The organism is Streptomyces sp. NPDC055025 (assembly GCF_053608565.1).
Map to the genome: position 1 here is coordinate 257,523 of NZ_JBSGVS010000001.1, position 16,163 is coordinate 273,685.

The 16,163-nt window shown below is 67.6% G+C and carries 10 protein-coding genes and 1 pseudogene; 5 read left to right on the forward strand and 6 right to left on the reverse strand.

Features of this window, described 5'->3' with window-relative positions; translation table 11 throughout:
- Nucleotides 1-159: 159 nt before the first annotated feature.
- Nucleotides 160-834 carry an HNH endonuclease family protein gene (locus ACWGDX_RS01020; protein ID WP_453620884.1) on the forward strand — a complete coding sequence of 225 codons (675 nt, stop codon included), beginning with the start codon at nt 160-162 and terminating at the stop codon, nt 832-834.
- Between the two features lie 1,978 nt (nt 835-2,812).
- Here ACWGDX_RS01020 and ACWGDX_RS01025 read toward each other — a convergent pair.
- Nucleotides 2,813-2,938 (reverse strand): hypothetical protein, encoded by a 126-nt coding sequence (locus ACWGDX_RS01025; RefSeq protein WP_453620886.1) that lies wholly within the window; start codon nt 2,936-2,938, stop codon nt 2,813-2,815.
- 100 nt (nt 2,939-3,038) lie between these two features.
- Here ACWGDX_RS01025 and ACWGDX_RS01030 point away from each other — a divergent pair, with 100 nt between their 5' ends.
- Nucleotides 3,039-3,659: a VanZ family protein gene (locus ACWGDX_RS01030; RefSeq protein WP_453620888.1), complete on the forward strand. Its 621-nt coding sequence runs from the start codon at nt 3,039-3,041 to the stop codon at nt 3,657-3,659.
- Between the two features lie 61 nt (nt 3,660-3,720).
- On the opposite strand, the gene ACWGDX_RS01035 is transcribed toward ACWGDX_RS01030, so the two are convergent.
- Nucleotides 3,721-4,269: a hypothetical protein gene (locus ACWGDX_RS01035; protein ID WP_453620889.1), complete on the reverse strand. Its 549-nt coding sequence runs from the start codon at nt 4,267-4,269 to the stop codon at nt 3,721-3,723.
- Nucleotides 4,270-4,557: 288 nt separating this feature from the next.
- Here ACWGDX_RS01035 and ACWGDX_RS01040 point away from each other — a divergent pair, with 288 nt between their 5' ends.
- The 3 genes and pseudogenes from ACWGDX_RS01040 (at nt 4,558) to ACWGDX_RS01050 (ending at nt 5,962) form a co-directional block, all read left to right on the forward strand.
- The gene (locus ACWGDX_RS01040; RefSeq protein ID WP_453620891.1) at nt 4,558-4,686 is read left to right on the forward strand and encodes a hypothetical protein; all 129 of its coding nucleotides are present in this window, start codon (nt 4,558-4,560) and stop codon (nt 4,684-4,686) included.
- A gap of 331 nt (nt 4,687-5,017) precedes the next feature.
- Nucleotides 5,018-5,301, forward strand: a pseudogene (locus tag ACWGDX_RS01045) (restriction endonuclease); the annotation flags it as partial.
- Nucleotides 5,302-5,764: 463 nt separating this feature from the next.
- On the forward strand, nt 5,765-5,962 hold the full coding sequence (locus ACWGDX_RS01050) for an IMP dehydrogenase (protein ID WP_453620893.1): 198 nt from the start codon (nt 5,765-5,767) through the stop codon (nt 5,960-5,962).
- Between the two features lie 230 nt (nt 5,963-6,192).
- Here the strand turns inward: ACWGDX_RS01050 and ACWGDX_RS01055 are convergent, their stop codons facing one another.
- The 4 genes from ACWGDX_RS01055 to ACWGDX_RS01070 form a co-directional block, all read right to left on the reverse strand.
- Entirely contained in the window at nt 6,193-7,203 is a 1,011-nt protein-coding gene (locus ACWGDX_RS01055; protein WP_453620895.1) for a hypothetical protein, read from the reverse strand.
- Nucleotides 7,204-7,212: 9 nt separating this feature from the next.
- Complete coding sequence (locus tag ACWGDX_RS01060) at nt 7,213-11,958, reverse strand: DUF6531 domain-containing protein (protein ID WP_453620897.1); 4,746 nt, start codon at nt 11,956-11,958, stop codon at nt 7,213-7,215.
- Between the two features lie 938 nt (nt 11,959-12,896).
- Nucleotides 12,897-13,487 (reverse strand): RNA polymerase sigma factor, encoded by a 591-nt coding sequence (locus ACWGDX_RS01065; protein ID WP_453620899.1) that lies wholly within the window; start codon nt 13,485-13,487, stop codon nt 12,897-12,899.
- A gap of 1,312 nt (nt 13,488-14,799) precedes the next feature.
- On the reverse strand, nt 14,800-16,050 hold the full coding sequence (locus ACWGDX_RS01070) for a transcriptional regulator (RefSeq protein WP_453620901.1): 1,251 nt from the start codon (nt 16,048-16,050) through the stop codon (nt 14,800-14,802).
- Nucleotides 16,051-16,163 lie beyond the last annotated feature (113 nt).

A 16,163-nucleotide genomic window follows, 5' to 3' on the forward strand; every position in this document is an offset into this window, starting at 1 on the left:
CGGCGAGTAACCGATCCCAGCGACGAGGGCAACCGGGCACATGCTGTCTCAGCAACCAGCGACCTGGTAAGGCGGAAGCGGTACTACTGATGCACTCACCCGGGTGACACGCACGCCAATCACACCTCATACATCCCGCTTCGCCAGTATCAACGGCACATGAAGATGAAGATCACGCAGAGCCTCGCAGTCGCCGCTCTGCTCGCCCTGTCCCTGCCCCTGGCCGCAGCCGCCCCGGCCGCAGGCGTCGGCCCGCATCCGATCGCGGTCCCGATGACCCTGGCGGACGGCATCCGCCTCCTGCCGATCGCCGCAGAGCGTCGCGAGGGGTACCAGCGGACGTCGTTCAAGCACTGGACGGACGCGGACAAGGACTCCTGCAGCACTCGGTCGGAAGTACTGATCGATGAATCACAGGTCGCGCCGACCGTCCGGGCCGGCTGCAAGGTGACCGCAGGGCAGTGGTACTCGTACTACGACGGTGTCACGGTCACGGACCCGTCGAAGCTGGACATCGACCACATGGTCCCGCTCGCAGAATCCTGGGACTCCGGCGCGTACGCCTGGACCGCGCAGAAGCGGGAAGCGTACGCCAACGACCTGGCGGCCGACCGTAGTCTGGTCGCGGTCACCGCGAAGACGAACAGGTCGAAGGCCGACCAGGATCCCGCCGCCTGGCTGCCGCCACGCGCTGATGCACGCTGCCAGTACCTGGCGGACTGGGTGTCCACCAAGCTCCGCTGGAGCCTCTCCGTCGACCCGGCCGAACGGGAAGCCCTGACCCGTATCGCGGGGAACTGCCAGGAGTCCGTGGAGTACGAACCCGCGCTGTAACCGTCAGACGAGCCGCCGCGCACCGCCGATTGCGGTGCGCGGCGCCGAACTCAGGCGTCGTGACCACCGGCTGCGGGTGTCCGGCGTTCGGCTGCGATGTGCCGCGCTGTCACGCAGCGAAGGACCACGCAGTGATCAGGCAGGCCCGGCGGGATACGTCCTGGGCCAGCCCCTGACGACACGATTTCCAGAATAGGCGCCGCCACTCCGTCGAACCCCGTGGTCTCGAAATGACGCCTGCGCATCGGACGCCCTGCCGCCGTCGTCGGAAGGGCGCCGCGTGATGTGCGGGGAAACGCAGCGGTCGTCGGCCGCGGGTGCCTCTCTGCAGCGGTCTCCGCACTGGGTTATCGGGGACACCGCCGTTCCCGAGGTGACGGAAGGCGCTGAGTGAGACCAGCCAGGCTGGAAGCCGCCACGTATTCGTTGGCGCCCGCACGATCGTGTGATGTGATGCCTCCTGCTGCTCAGGGCGGGCGCGCGGGCACAACGCGACGGATACGGATACGGGGATGGGACAGCGGGACGGGGGCGCCATGTCGAGCGGGCAGGACACTGCCGTGACGGCCACCGGTACCCAACAGCTGCTGACGCGCGCCTTGACCCGGGAGTCAGGCCGGGCCCGGCAGTTCCTGACTGCCGGGGGATGGCGCCCCATCGATGCGGACGCCGACGCGGCGGCCGGGGTCCTGGCCCGCCTCACCGCCCCGCTCCCCGCCCGCGGGGCCGGCAGCACACGGGCCCGGGCCATGGACCGTGACCGACGGCTCCAGCGGATCTGGCGCACCACAGTCCATCACCTCGATGCAGGTGCCGTCAGTGCGCCGGCCGCCGCCCTTCTAGCTGCTGTCGCTCGCGCCCTCCTGCCCTGGTACGCCGCACCGAACCCGTCGGCCGCTGCGGCGGCTCCGCGCTACCTGGTTCCCCAGGACACGGCAGACGGCTTGCCGGTCCCGCCGACCGAGGCGGGCGAAGCGCTGCTCCCCGACCTGACTGCGCTGTTCGCCGTCCTGGCTGCCCCGGGTCCGTCCGGGACCGCTGCGCTCACACCCCCGGCCGTGCCGTGGGAGGTCCAGTACGCGGGTCGGTTCCGGCATTACGGTAGGCCCGCCCCCGACGTGTGGACGGCCGACACCATCCACTGTCCTGGGTGTGCGGGTGCGGACGGTACTTGGACAGTGGCCTGCGACTGGCGCCTGATCACACTGAGCTGCCCGTGCGGGCTGGTGACCAAAGAGCACGGCCTCACCTTCTCCGAAGTTTGGCTCCTCCTGCCGGACTCGTGAGCGAGCTTCGCCATCAACCTGCCCTGGGCAGACCACGGCGCTTCACGTACTCGATCGAACGCTCGCCGGCCGGTTGAAGCGCTCAGTCACAGCACGGGCGCCGGTGGCTCACCGGGAAACGCGTCACTCTTCACGGGACTTTTATTCCGCACAGGCCACGTGCCAACAGGTCAGCGAGTGCGGACGCCAGCCAGGTGGCGCACTTGTGCCGCAGGCCGAAGTAGCGCGGGGCTGCTGCTGGAGTACAGGCGGCCACGGCCTTACGTTGCCCGGCGGACGGGCTCAGTGCTTGCGCGAACGTACGGTCGCCGCGCCCACGAGCAGACGTCGGACACCCCTCCGGCCCGGCCAGCAACTGCGACGGCCGCGCCGCCAAAGGCACTGACTCCGGTCCGGGGTCGGGGTGCGCCCCGGGCCAGCGCCTGGCTGGTGGCAGAGCCGGGGCCAGGATGCCTTCGGCGGCCCTCTGGCCGAGGCAGTTGAGGATCCCGGCTGGGCCAACGGGCTAGCCAGCGCATCGAAACAAGGCTCTCAAGGGCCACTACTCCGATCCGGCGACGCAGATCCCGAAGGGCCTTCTCAGACGGAGACGGCACTGCTTTGCCGAGCGCCCCCGGTTGAGCCCGCCGTACAGGGCTCCGTACCCACGACGGTGTTCAGGCGTGGGAGACGCTCGGCGGCCAGGCCCGCACTCAGGGCTGCTCGGTGGTGGACTGGCGCGCGGGCAGCCCGGGGATCGCCCGGTCTGTCAGGCTGCTGCGGAGTTCGCGCACGGCCTGACCGGGCGAGCCGTGGAACTGCCGCAGCCAGGGGGGCATCTCTTCTTGGGTAGCGCTTTCGTCACTTGCCAGCCACCATCTAGGCTGAAATGGAGAGCCCTGGCACCCCTAATTGCATGTAGTGTGCAGAAGCTTGGTGGTGACGCTCGATGAGGAGACCGGAGTGAGTTGGGTCTGGAGGTCTTATGCGGATGAGTTGGCCGTGGCCACGTTCATCGGGATGCCTGTTTGCCTTGGGATTGCTTGGGTTTTCCACCGCTGGCGCGGGGCAAGTGGAACAAGGAATGGGGGAGCAAGAAGTGTACTGCTGAACGGCTTGATCCTTGCGTCAGTGCTGCCTTTTTTCTATGCTACTTTGTCACGCGGATATGGAATCCAGAGCACCATTAGCCTGGTTCCATTTAGAGAGATATTCGTTTCTTTCAGCTCTCCGCAGGTCGCTCTTTCGGACGTAACACTGCTGAATCTTGGCGGCAACGCCGCTTTGCTATTTTTGTTCGGCGCCCTCATCCCAATGCGCTGCAAAAGCTTTGCGAGAACGGGGCGGGTGGCGGCTCTCGCCGGGCTGCTGTCGGTAAGTGTTGAAATCGCGCAATACGTCCTGTCCGTTGGCAGAGTTTCATCCGTTGATGACGTGCTGCTGAATACGGTCGGGGCGGTGGTTGGCGCGCTACTGACCCGCCGGTGGTGGCGGCCACGAGACACTGACCGAATGGTATTGGCTGCCACGCCCAGGCCGGTCGTGCGCCGGCATGGGTGACTGGGCAGAGTCTGGCACCGCAGTTGCTGCGGTGCCAGACCCGTGGGGTCCTAGAGTTCGATCAAGGGTAGGTAGTCGTACCGCTCAGCCGACGGCTGGTCGTGTCGCCGCTGTCCCAGTTGCCCGTGACTCGGGCGTAGAAGTAATAGGTGTCGGCCGGCATGCTGGTCCAGCTCGCGGACCCGCCGGAACAAGGCACGTTCTTGGTGCCGTAACTCTGATCGCTAGGGAAGGCCTCGCGGTAGAGCGTGATCTGTACCACCTGGGATCCGCTGCAGTTCGCGGGACTTTGTCCGCTGGTGTTTAAAACGGCACCCGTCGAAATTCTGTGAGTCCCCGAGTTCACTGCGGTGTAGGTGCGGGACTCGAAGCCGATCTGGAAGTCTGCGGTCCAGTCGAACGATCCCGCAAGCATGCCCCTGGCGGCTGCGGCAGGTTCCGACCTGAAAACAGAACCATTGTTGAACTTGATGGTTTCCGTGGCACCCTTCTTCGAAACACTTACTGGTTCGAGAGAGGGGGGCCCGGCAGCGCCGGCCGGGACTGCAGACAGGCCGACAGAGGCCATCGCGGCCAGCATGGCCAACGACGCGCCAGTGATTCGCTTCACGTTTCTCCTCAGCGGTTTGCGTGGACATGACACATCCACGATCACTCGTTGGTCTTCAAATATCAAGCAATATTTTTCCCTTTCACATCTGGACCGAAATAATCCGTTGGCTGATTCCCGGTTGTTGACCGGATGGAATCTGCTATCTGTGCCGCAATCCCTCAAGGGATCGACGGCACTAAAAAAGAGGCCCGTTGGCCTAATTCGCACAGTCGGCGACCGTTTCACGCCAGAGATATCGGCCGAATTTGATCGAGTGGAGTCGTAACTGAGGCAGGGCGGGCATACGTGACCGAGCAGAACCGCCGCTGGTTCCGGGCCAGCCCGATCGGCGCGGCCGCCGTCGCCTCTCGGGAGCGCACGGCCCAGTACCTGATGACGAAGAGGCTGGAGCAGTTGCGCGAGCAGGCCGCGTGATGCCATCGTCTGCGCGATCATCGGCGACGTCGGCGGATCGGTCGCAGTCGGCCACATAGCCCTGCGATACCAACACCCCACACCGTCCGCTGCCCAAGACGCACCCACGAGATGGCGTGTCAGACCCCACCCGCTCCTCCGGGCTGAGGCGAACACCGTGTCCGGCTACGTTGCGCGGGACTCACCGACGGGAACTACTCAAACCTCTGGGGGAGCGCCCCGACCACCGGGCCCACAAGGCCAGTCGGCGCAGACCGACGGCCAGCTTCCAGACGCCTGGTTCTGCCTGCCGGTCTCTGCGAGACACCCCGGATGTCTTGGGCTGGTTCACGGAACTCAGGGCAAGCTGTCCCAGCTGGACGCCCTGCACCATTCCCGGTCCGAGGACGTGGTTCGAGAACTGATGAACCGTGACGGCTGCCGGGATGCGGTCCGTGTCGGGGGCGGCGGTGACCTCGGGGCCGACGTGAAGGCCACCGACCCCTACGGACAGCGCTGGGTGATCCAGTGCAAACACCGCCGCACCCTCGCGATGTGGGCCTCCGGCTCACGCCCCCTTTGTGGGAGTTGCTCCAGGCCGTCCCGCCGCCCCGCAGGCCGACCGCCCCCTCCTAAATTGGTGTCAGCCTTGCCTGCGGTGGATCATGCGGGCGTACCGTACGAAGCGGGAAGGAGGCCCACGGACGCCACCCTCAAGACCGTCAAGGACCGCCGCCAGGACGTCGTGCCGACGTCGTCATCCGCTACTACGTCAGCGATGACGTCCTGGTCGTCACCGTCGTCCGTGCCCGTCTACCTCTGAACTCCCGGCCAAGAAACTCTTGCTGTTCGGCAGTTGGCGACAGTGGTCTGAAGCACCCTCCGGGCCAGGGGGTTTGCGCCGTTGCGATGAGACCGAGGAACGAGTGGCACAGATCATCGCCGAAGTCTCACGGACGTTCAACGAGTTTCTGCTCCTGCCGAACCGGACGCGGACCAACTGCTCGGCTGGGACGGTTGACTTGCGTACGCCCCTGGTGCGGCACATCGCGGCGAGGCGTCGGCGATCGAGCTGCGGTCCCCGTTCACGTCCGCGATCATGCAGGCCGTCAGCACGCCCGATCTCGCGATCGCACTCGCGCGAAACGGTGGTCTCAGCTTCCTGCACCACAATCAGCCGATCCAGGACCAGGCCGCGGCGGTCCGTACCTGGAAGAGCATCTCGGCGCTGCGGCGGTCGAGTTCGATGTCGATCTTCTTGGCTGAACAGCGGCACGGCCCTGACTGCGCTCCTTGATCTGGACATCGGCCGGTCCGGGACCAACCGGAAACTGGCTCCGGATAATTGAACACTCGTACCCCTCGGCGGCCTCCGTCGATGCCCCTGATGGGGTCTGCACACACACCGGCCCAAGGGCAGTAGCAATCGGGCTCAAGGTAACGGCCGATCACCACTGACGCCGACCGAGACGCCCCGGGCGAGCGAAGCCGCCCTCTGCCCTGCCCGCTGATCGAGGGCGATCCGGGTTAGGCGGTCGTCCAGCGCTGCACTGTCTCTTCGTTGCGGATGAGCCACGTGCCGTCGCCGAGCGGCACGGCAGTGACTCCCGGCGTCTGCGGGTAGTCGAGCTCGGCGAGGGGCCTGAGCGTGCGGGCGTCGAGGAGGAGGTGGGTGCCTTCCTCCGCCCACTGTTCCTCAGCCGTCACGACCAGAATCCGCTCGTCGTCGACGAAGCCCGGGGTGTAGCCGACGAAGACCCTTTCGTCCGGGAGAACATCGCTGGCCTCGATGATCACGTCGTCGGCGCCGTCCTGCGTGCGGCAGAGGTATCCGCCGCCGACGTCCTGGCTGACCAGCGCTCCGTCCGCGCCGAGGCCGACGTAGGGTTCCTCGGCGGTGCCCGCTGCCCGGACGTCGAGCCCGGCAGCCGTGTAGGCGACCAGGAGACAGTGAGTGCCGTCCTGGCCCATGGAAGCGGTGAGGAGAACCTCAGGGCGTGCGTCCGGGAACTGCTGGAAGGCATACGCCGCTGAGAAGGACGGCAGGACATGCTCGGCGAGCACCTCGCCGGTGGCCAGGTCGAGGGCGCGGCAGATGTCGCCCGTGGAAAGCCCGTCGGCTCCGAGGGGTCCGGCCATGGTCGCCAGAAGAACACGGCCGGCCGGGTCGGGCGTGCACGCGCCAGCGGCCCCGGGCGAATGCTGCCAGTCCCGGTGGCGGTGCTCCCAGCGGACGGTTCCGTCGGGCTCCTGGATGGTGACGGCCTCCCGGGTGCTCATGGCCGAGGCACCGTCGGGCAACGGCGAGCAGTACAGGCTGGGATCGTCCGGAGCCGGGTCGCTCCACGCGGCGCGGGCAGCGACCACCTGAGAGCGATCGGTGCTGACCCTGTTGGCGGTGATCGTGCCCTCGTGCCGGGTCACGAGCCAGTGTGCGCCGTCGCGCAGAAGCCAGCCGCCCATGTTCCCCAGTGCCTCGGTGATGCCGGGCAGGGACTCATGCGCGAGCAGCCGTACGGGTACATGGGGGTAGTTCATGTGCTCTTCCTAGTCCGTGTCCGGGGTGTAGCGGCTGGGCCAGTAGAACTGCCGCCGGTGGGTGGGTTTGTCGTCACCGTACGTCGGCCCCGCGAGCATGCCCTCGATGCGGATGATGGGGGCGCAGAAATCGGGGCAGACGCTGCGCATGGCCGCGCCGTGGGTGGGCAGCCAGTCGTCCGAGCCTTTGTTGTGCAGGCGGCTGAGGTAGTGGATGATGTTCTGCTCTGCGTGCCCGCCTGGGACCTTGGGCGGTGTCGGGGGGAGGTACTGGTCGTTCGGGAGCGGGTAGAGGCCCATCTCCTCGGCCAGTTTTCGCTGGGCGGGGGTCAGTTTGCTCTTGCTTGTCCCGGCGACGATCAGCACGTCCTTCCCCTTGTGACGCGTGGCGATGATGGCGACGGTCTGTCCCTCTTGTCCGCGCTTGGGCAGGACCTGGGAGATCTTGTGTGCCATGTCCTCCAGGTTCTGCATACAGGGCGCCAGCCCGAGGGGATCGGCCTCGGTGGCGGGGTTGGTGACGTAGCCGGCGGGGTTGGGGGCGGGGTCCAGGCCGAGGGGGTCGGGGCTGGCGTAGCGGCCGGCCTCGGGGTCGTAGTGGCGAAAGAAGTTGTAGTGCAGACCGGTCTCGGGGTCGGCGTACTGGCCGGGGAAGCGCAGCGGGGTATGTGCCGTGGCGTCCCGGTTCCAGGCGGTGGCGCCCCACTGGGTGGCGCGGCTGCGCCAGGCGGTGGCGCCGGTGTGGTCGACGAGTTCGGTGGGTGTGCCGACGAGGTCGGTGACGATCGCGAAGAAGCGGGCGTCGACGGAATCCTGGTCGCCGCCGGGGTCCTGCGTCGTGCGGCGCTCGGCCTGGGCGATCGGGCGGTGGCCGTCGTACTCCCAGGTCAAGGTGATGCCGGTGGAGGAGTCGGTCTGTTCCGCCAGACGGCTGCCGTCCCAGCTGAAGAGGGTCTCGGCAACGACGGTCCCGTCGGAGGCGTGCCGACGCTTGGCTGTGCGGCGGCCCAGCGGGTCGTAGCGGTAGGTCCATCGGGTGCCGTCGGGTGTGGTGCATGCGGTCAGCCGGTCGGCCGCGTCCCATTCGTAGCGCCAGATGTCCGGCTTGCGGGATATCCGCTTCTTGCGCCGTTCGACGATGCGGCCGGCCGCGTCGTAGGTGTAGTGCAGCGCACCAGCGGATTGCAGCCGGTTGCCGCTGTACGCACGCGGCCCCCGGGACTCGGCGTGCGGGGCCTTGTCGGGCCAGTGGGCGGAGGTCTGATTGCCCTCGCTGTCGTAGGCGTAGGTCTCGCTCCAGCCGCGGGACTCGACACGCAGGGGCCGTCCGGCCGGGTCGAGTTCGTAATGCCTGCGGTTGCCGGTCAGCCCGTCGGTGACGGTCTCCAGCCAGTCGTCGGCGCGGTAGGCGTAGAGGCGGCGGCTGAGCGTCCGGTCCTGGGCGGTGAGGCGGTGCTCCCGGATCCGGCCCGCGGCGTCGTAGGCGGTGCCGAGGACCACGGGCTGCTCGGAACTGCCGAAGGACCGGGCCACCTCGCGGCCGGTGGCGTCGTGGGCGAACGCGATGCCGTGGCTGTCGAGGACTACGTGCGTGCGGTTGCCCGCCTCGTCGTGGGTGAGGCGGGTGGTGGACCCGCCGGGGGTGACCCGCAGGGTCCGGCGCGAGAGGGCGTCGTAGCCGTACCGGCTGGTGCGTCGGTCGACGGTCTCGGCGACGGTGCGGCCCATGGCGTCCCACTCAAGGGCGAGGACGGAGTCGGCGGAGTGCGCCTCGGTGAGGCGGCCGGACCGGTCGTAGGCGTAGGTGGTGACGGCGCCCTCGACGTCGCGGGCGATGACGCGGCCGGCGTCGTCCAGGTGGGTGGTGACGGTCTGCCCCAGCGGGTTGGTGCGGCTGTGTCCGCGGCCCGAGGGGTCGTAGCTGTAGTGCAGGGTGCGGCCGTCGAAGTCGGTCTCGGAGACCAGGCGTCCCACGGTGTCGTATGTGTAGGTCCAGGTCAGTCCGGCGGCGTTGCGCACCTCGGTGAGGCGCAGTTCGGAGTCGTAGCGGAACTCGTAGCGGGCGCCGTCGGGACTGGTACGGGAGGCCGGCTGGTCGAAGTGGGTGTACTCGTAGATCGTGATGCCGCCGTTGGCGTCGGTCTCGGTGAGGCAGTTGCCCTCCCCGTCGTAGGTCCACCGCTGGGTGGCGCCGTCGGGGCGGGTGTGTGAGGTGAGGTGTCCTTCGACGGTCCACGTGCATGTGGTGGTGGCGCCGTCGGCATCGGTGACGGAGACGGGCCGGCCGAACGCGTCGCGGACCAGGATGGTCGTCCTGCCCTGGGCGTCGGTGTGGGCGAGGACCATACCGGCCTCGTCGTTGCGGTAGGTCCGACTGTTGCCCAGCGGGTCGGTGACCGCGGCGAGGGCGCCGTTCGGGTCGTACGCGTAGCGGGTGGTGACCCCGTCCGGTGTGGTCAGGGAGACGTTGTTGCCGCGGTCGTCGTAGGTGCGGCGCCACACGCTTCCATCGGCGGCGGTCACGACGGTGGGCAGGCCCCGCTCGTCGTACTGCGTGGTGGCGAGAGAGCCGTCCGGCTCGCGTACGGAAGTGGGGTTGCCGTCCTCGTCCCAGGTGTAGGTGACGCTGCAGCCCTGGCTGTCGGTGCGGCTCTGGAGCCGGTCGTAGCGGTCCCAGACCTGGCTGACCGTGTTGCCCAGGGGGTCGGTCTCGGCGACGACCTGGAGGAGGCAGTTGAAACGGAAGACGCTTGTGGCGCCGGTGGAGTCGGTGTAACGGGTAATGCCACCCTCGCTGTCGTAGGAGAAGCGCGATGACAGGAAGCCGTCGGGTCCCACGGTCTGGACGACGCGGCCGGCGGCGTCGTAGACGTACAGGTAGGCGGACCCGTTGCGGTCGGTCCATGAAGTGATGCGGCCGGTGGGGTCGTAGGTGAAGCGCGTCGCCGTACCGGAGGAGTTGGTGACGGCATCGAGGTTGCCGTCCGCGTCGTATCCGTACGACATGACGGTGACCGGGCCCTGCGGGGTGTGCAGACGCAGGGCGCTGATCCGCTTGTCGGCCACGTCCACCTTGACCGTGTAGCCGCTGCTGTGGGACACCGTGGAGGGCGCGCCGTCCGGGCGGCGGGCGAGGACGACGGTGTTGTCGTGGCGGTCCCTGAGCTCGGTGAGCCAGTAGGCCGGGGAGGTGCGGTACGGACTCCCGGTGAACGAGCGGCTGAGCCCCGCGGGTTCGGACAGGGTGTAGGTGGTTTCGTCCTCGTGCACGCCGCTGTGAGCGAGGGCGATCCGCGGTCCCTCGGTGGGCAGGACCCGATCATCGCCAGGCCGCGGGAGCCGGGGGTAGACGAGACACGATCCGTCGCTGCGTGCCCAAACGACACCTGTTCCTACGGGGTCAGCTTCCAGGCGCTCGTCGAACAGCGAGGACCAGCTGCGGCCGAACCAGTGACCGTAGCGGTACTTCGACAGGTGTGTACGGTCCATGACGAGGGGGAGCACCCCGGGCAGGGAGAGGTCGACCTGCGGCAGGGTCATCTCCCCCGTGGCGATGTCGACCGGGTCGGACTTGCACGTCTTGCGGTCCAGCGGGATGGAGTGGCGACGCGCGTCGTCACGGACCTCGCGCAGCCCGTTCGGCCTCGTTCGAGCGCTGTCGCCGTCACCGCGGCCACGACGGTGATCGCCCGCGCCGCCCGCGCCGCCAGCACCGTCCCGGCCATCGTCATCCCTGCGCTGGCGGGCGAGGCGTTCGCGGGTGTCGTCGTCGTTGTTTTTGTGGTCCTTGGATATCTGCTTGACGGCCTGGGGCAGGGTCTCGCCGACGTGGTCGCCCATGGTCTTGGCCGACTTCACCAGAGCACCCATGGCCTTCTCGATGACGGGGTCCAGTGCGTCGGCGATGTCGTCCCGGCCCTTGTTGCGGCCCTGGGCCGTCTTCGCCTTCGTCAGCTTGCCGGCGGTCTTGCCGTGGATGCCGACGCTCACCAAGTTCAGCCTGGTGCCGGCCTGATCATGCTCGTCGTGCTCGATGTGGAAGCCGTTGCCTTTGGGGCCTACGCCACCACCGCCTCCGGCGGAGGCGAGGTTCATGCCCTCCTTGGCACCCTGGACACCCTGGTCGAAGCCGTCCTTCCCGGCCTGCTTCGTCTGGCCGAGGTCCACACCGTTCTGCACGCCCAGTGCGTTCGCCCCCAGTTGGACGACCAGGTCTGCGGCCATGTTCTCCAGCGCCGCCACGGCCGGCTCGGTCATCACCGCCACGATGTGACCGATCGCCTCCTCCATCGCACCCGTGATGAGCTTCAGCAACTGCTTCTTCGTGAAAGCGATCGCACCGGCGCCAAGCAGTGCCGACAGACCACCGGTCACCGGGATCAGCGCCATGGCGAGACCCGTCTGGCCGGCCAGAATGCCGAGCTCCGCGACCGCCTTCCACTTCATGGCCTCGATCGCGCCCGCCGCCATGTCGAGTGCACCCGCAATCGTCCGGGCCGCAGACACCATGTCCCTCAGATGCTTGCCCTTGACCTTGCCCCAGTGCTCATTCAGCGCGTCCATCGCCTCGCCGTGACCCGACGACAGCAAACGCTCCATGTGGTTGTTGGCGAGCTGACCGTCGTCGGCGAGGTCGTCCGCGAACTCCCGTAACGCGTCCGCCATGTCCCGGTAGGCGTCCTCGTCGACGTTGGGCCAGTTCACCCCCACCAGATCCAGCAGCGTGTCCGCCCAATCCGGCACTGTGACACCCATGACCCCGCCCCCCGTATCAGCCGTAGATCATCAAGCCAAACAGTCCTATCACGGCCGTAGACCTTGGAATAATCCGTAACCAAACCAGGCGACCGACGGGCCGGATGGCGAACTGCTCGCATACATCGGGCCCCGCTCCTCGACGAGGCACACGAGACCGCCGACCCCGCGCACCTGATGCGCGTCTTCGGAATCGCCGACACCACCGCCATAAAATACGTCCAGGCAGCCCACCCACACCGCTTCGCCAAGGACCCGACTCGCCCATAAGAAGCTGTGTCACGTCCTCTTTGTACTGGTCACGCTGCTGGGAAGTGGGGGGGGACCCGGTTCGTCGGCGGTTGGGTGCAGGGGAGTTGTGGTCCCCGGCGCGGGCTGACGCTCGCGCAGGACGGCCAGGACCGCTTGGGCCAGCTGCTCCACGACGAGGTGCTCTCCGCTTTTACGGAATCGCTCGATGGAGATCCCATACGCCGTGGCAGCGTTCCTGCGCCGGTCGCTGGCGCGATCGCTCCGGCGACCTGGCAGGAGACCGAAGCTGTGCACCGCTGCCTGGCCCAAGGATGTGTCCTGGCCGAGGCGGTGGACGGCCTCCCGAAGGAGCGTCTCGGTTCCGTGAGGCTGATTAAGTTCGGTGCTGAAACCGCTGGCCAGGGCAGCAGCGCTTAGCGCCGGATATTGGCCTGTGCGAAGGTCCGCCAACCCAGCATGGCGCAGGACACGCAGCTCCTGAATGAGTTGTGCGTGTGTGGGCGGCAACTCTTGAGTGCCCGTGTCGGTCGGCCCCGTGCCTGTGCGGCGCTTCAGTGCCGCAAGGGCGGACTCCACATCCACATGAGGGGTGAGGACCTGTGCGAGGGCACTTTCGGTTGCGATCAGTGTCTCGCGTACAGGGGTGAGGTCATCGTCACGTCCTGCCTCACGCGGTTCCTGGCCACTCATTCTTGCCCCCTCTCGCCCTCACCGATGACGCCCATTTCCGTGAGCTCCACCCAGATCGGGCGGAGAGCTTGCCGTGCCCGGTACAGATGCGCGCGCGCCGTCCCCTCCGTGATGCCCATTTCGGCTGCGACAGTGCCAAGGGTCTCGCCCGCAATGGTGCAGCGTGCGATCACCTCGCGTTGCCGATCGCTGAGAGTGGCAACGTATTCGCAGACCTTGCGGTAGGCGTCCTTCAGGTCGACAAGTGCCGCCCAGTCGAACTCCACTGAGGTTCGAGCGTACGCTTCCTCTCCGACGACCTCGGTCCGTGCGTTTATCTTCACGAGGCGCAACACCTCGTGAACGAGCGTCGTTCTCAGCCATGCCGGCCAGTTGGTCACGGCTGCGAGATGTGTCTGCTGCATCCGTCTCCAACACTGCAGGAAGGATTCCTGAGCGGCGTCCTGTGCCAAGGCAAGCCGTCCCCCGGAAATCACGAGGGCCTGTGCCACCAGCCTCGGGTACCACTCACGGAAGAGGTCCTCGAGCGTCTTGGAATCATCGGAACTCCGGGCGTCATCGTCCTCACCTGGTTCAGGGAGCGACATGGCGTTCACTCGGGATCACGACTTCGCAAGCAAATCTCCCACGTGGTTCCATCCTGGTCGGTTACTTCAACCCGTCCGCACCGTTCTCCGAGTTCCCGCAGCACATCAGCCATCATCCTGGTGCGCGCGTACTCGCGCAGTAGGTAGGCGCAAGAACGCACACCCATTCCCACACCTGCACAGGCGATCGCGCCGACGATCGCCCAAGTACTGTCTGTTGTCACTGCGTTGCCGCCTTCTGTCGGCCTCCGTCATCCATCAAGTGGTAGAGGGGTCAGGGCGGAAAAACGTGTACACGTGCAGGTTCAGGAAGATCGCAAACGGCCACTGCCAGCCTCCGCGCCCGCGTTCTCCGCGCCCGACGCGCGCTGACTGGCCTGGGTGCTGGGCTGGTCTTGCACTGGCGTTTGAAGGGCACAGGCGCAGGCGAATGGGCAGGTCGTTGCCGGTTACGTCCTGGCCCTGACGAGTGTTCATTCCCGGAGTGGCCTGCCGCTATTGATCAAGCTGCTGTGGTCACCAGCAGCCCGGGACCTGCGGGCTACTCTGCCTCTGTATACGTAAGCTCCCTCCGGTTCCCTGAAATCGCCCCCGAGAATCCGCGAACCCGTCGGCTTCGTACCCCACCGACTGGCAGCACGTGGTGGCTGCGGGCGGGATCACCCCGGCCACCCACACGGAGGCCCGGGTCGGCAAGCGCCGGTGGATCGAGGTACCGCTGTTCCGGACCCGCGACGTCGAGAGCCTGCGCGATCTGCCGGGGTGCCGTGGGAGGAGGTCCGCGCGGTGCGGGCCGGAGAAGCGCACGGGCCCTTGCCGCCGCTACTCTGGGAGCGAGGGCCCGGGGACCGTCCGGAGCCCCATGCCCCATGCCACGGGAAGGCGGGCAGCGGCCTCGGGGAGGTGCGCGGCCGCGGGCGGGACCGCCGCAACAGTTGCTCGCGTACGTACTCGCACCCCTTCACCGCCGGGAGCCCCCCGACCGGGGTGATCGGGTCGTCCCCCTTCCGCAGGGTCCAGGATTCGTCGTTCGGCGAGGTGCATCGGGCGCTTGCCCGCCCACGCGGTGTCGGCCGCGATCAGCTTCTGGTCCTCTCCCGGCCGACCTGGGACGATCAGGCGCCCGCGGGTCACGTCCCGCTCCGGGACCACCAAGATGAACGAGCGCCCGCCCGGGAGGTCACACAGGCGCGAGCGAGCTCCGCGCTGAAACGGGGGGATTCGGCGCTGGGCTGTTGACCCACTCTGCCACGGAATTGCCCGCCCGTACCCTGTTTATGAGCCTGGTGTGCTCCGTAGGTCAGAACGCCTGTCAGGCGAGAACTTGCCCAAGAAGGTCCCGTGGGCGGCCATCGAGTGCCTGGTGCAGGGCCTTGGCCCGAGACCGGATCAGGCCGCCACGATAGGGGGCCGGAAGACGGTCGAAGATGCCTGCCGCCATCTCGGCAGACGCTGAAGGGTCGCCGTCGAGCCGCAGGCAGACAGCGGTGTCCATCGCGATCAGGGCCCGGGTCATCACCGATGGGGAATCGGTGAGGTCGAGGGCGTCGTCCTGGGCCGAGTAGGCGGCTTCGGTGTCACCGAGGAGGGTGTACGCCTGGGAGAGGTGGACGAAGTGCTTCTGTCCCGGATAGCCGAACCAGGTGTCTGCTGTCTCCTGTCCGTCGAGGCGTTCGACGAGGTTCCGCACGTCTGTGACCGCTAGCCGGGCGCCCCGAAGGTCACCGATGGCGGCCAGGGAACGGGCCGTGACTGCCGCCGCCAATGCGCCGGCGGCGGTGGGCGTCCGACCGGCGGCCCTGCGTGCTCGGGAGGCGATACGTACGGCCGCCTCGGGGGCGCCGTAGTTCAGCGGCACCATCGCGTGCCGTGCCAACACCCAGGCGGTCATCCTGCGGTCGCCGGACTCGAGAGCCGCCTTCTCCGCCGTCGCGAACCACCGGAAGGCGTCCCCCTTGTCGCCGCGATCGTGCTGGACGATGGCGACGAGACCGGCAATCCCCGCAGCGGTGCGGGCGAGATCAGCGCGTGCACCGGCGGGGTGGGGCTGGTTGAGGACCTGACCGAGGAGATCGAGGTCCGCCTGCATTTCGCTCAGCACGTCGTCGGGCGCCCGGCCGTGGTAGCCGCCCCGGTGCCGCTCGAATGCCGACTCCAGGTAAGCCAGGTCGCCAGCTCCGGAGCCTGTCAGGGCTCCGTCGATACCCTCGCGTGCCTCTGCGATGCCAGGCAACGCGGTTGAACCCACGGCTGCGGCCGCCACCCCGAGGAAACTACGTCGCTTCACGTCCTCTTTCCCCCTGTGCTGGCTGCGTCGGTGCTGTCGCGATGCGGCGACTGCCCGCTGCACGTCCGCGACGCTCAGCCCGTATGCGCGGGCGATCGTCTCGTGCCAGTCCGGGACCGGTAACCGCTTCTCCAGTTCCCACCGCTTGATGTTTTCCCAGTCGAACCATCGGCCGTTCTGGGCCTGTTGAACGACCTGGGCCTGCTCATCACGAGTGCGCCCGGCACCTTCGCGGATCGATCGAAGTAAGACGCCGATGCCGTCCGGGGCCACCATGACACTTTCCCTCCGTCGCCGTCGGGTGGGGCTCTCATCCTGGCCCCCCGGAGCGGCCCCCGCCGGGAAACGCACCCCTTCGTGGCCCCTCATTCCTTGTGTTCCCCGGCAGT

Coding starts and splice junctions, on each gene's coding strand:
- ACWGDX_RS01020 (WP_453620884.1), top strand. CDS start 160: ATGAAGATGAAGATCACGCAGAGCCTCGCAGTCGCCGCTCTGCTCGCC.
- ACWGDX_RS01025 (WP_453620886.1), bottom strand. CDS start 2,938: ATGCCCCCCTGGCTGCGGCAGTTCCACGGCTCGCCCGGTCAGGCCGTG.
- ACWGDX_RS01050 (WP_453620893.1), top strand. CDS start 5,765: ATGCAGGCCGTCAGCACGCCCGATCTCGCGATCGCACTCGCGCGAAAC.
- ACWGDX_RS01055 (WP_453620895.1), bottom strand. CDS start 7,203: ATGAACTACCCCCATGTACCCGTACGGCTGCTCGCGCATGAGTCCCTG.
- ACWGDX_RS01060 (WP_453620897.1), bottom strand. CDS start 11,958: ATGGGTGTCACAGTGCCGGATTGGGCGGACACGCTGCTGGATCTGGTG.
- ACWGDX_RS01065 (WP_453620899.1), bottom strand. CDS start 13,487: ATGTCGCTCCCTGAACCAGGTGAGGACGATGACGCCCGGAGTTCCGAT.
- ACWGDX_RS01070 (WP_453620901.1), bottom strand. CDS start 16,050: ATGGTGGCCCCGGACGGCATCGGCGTCTTACTTCGATCGATCCGCGAA.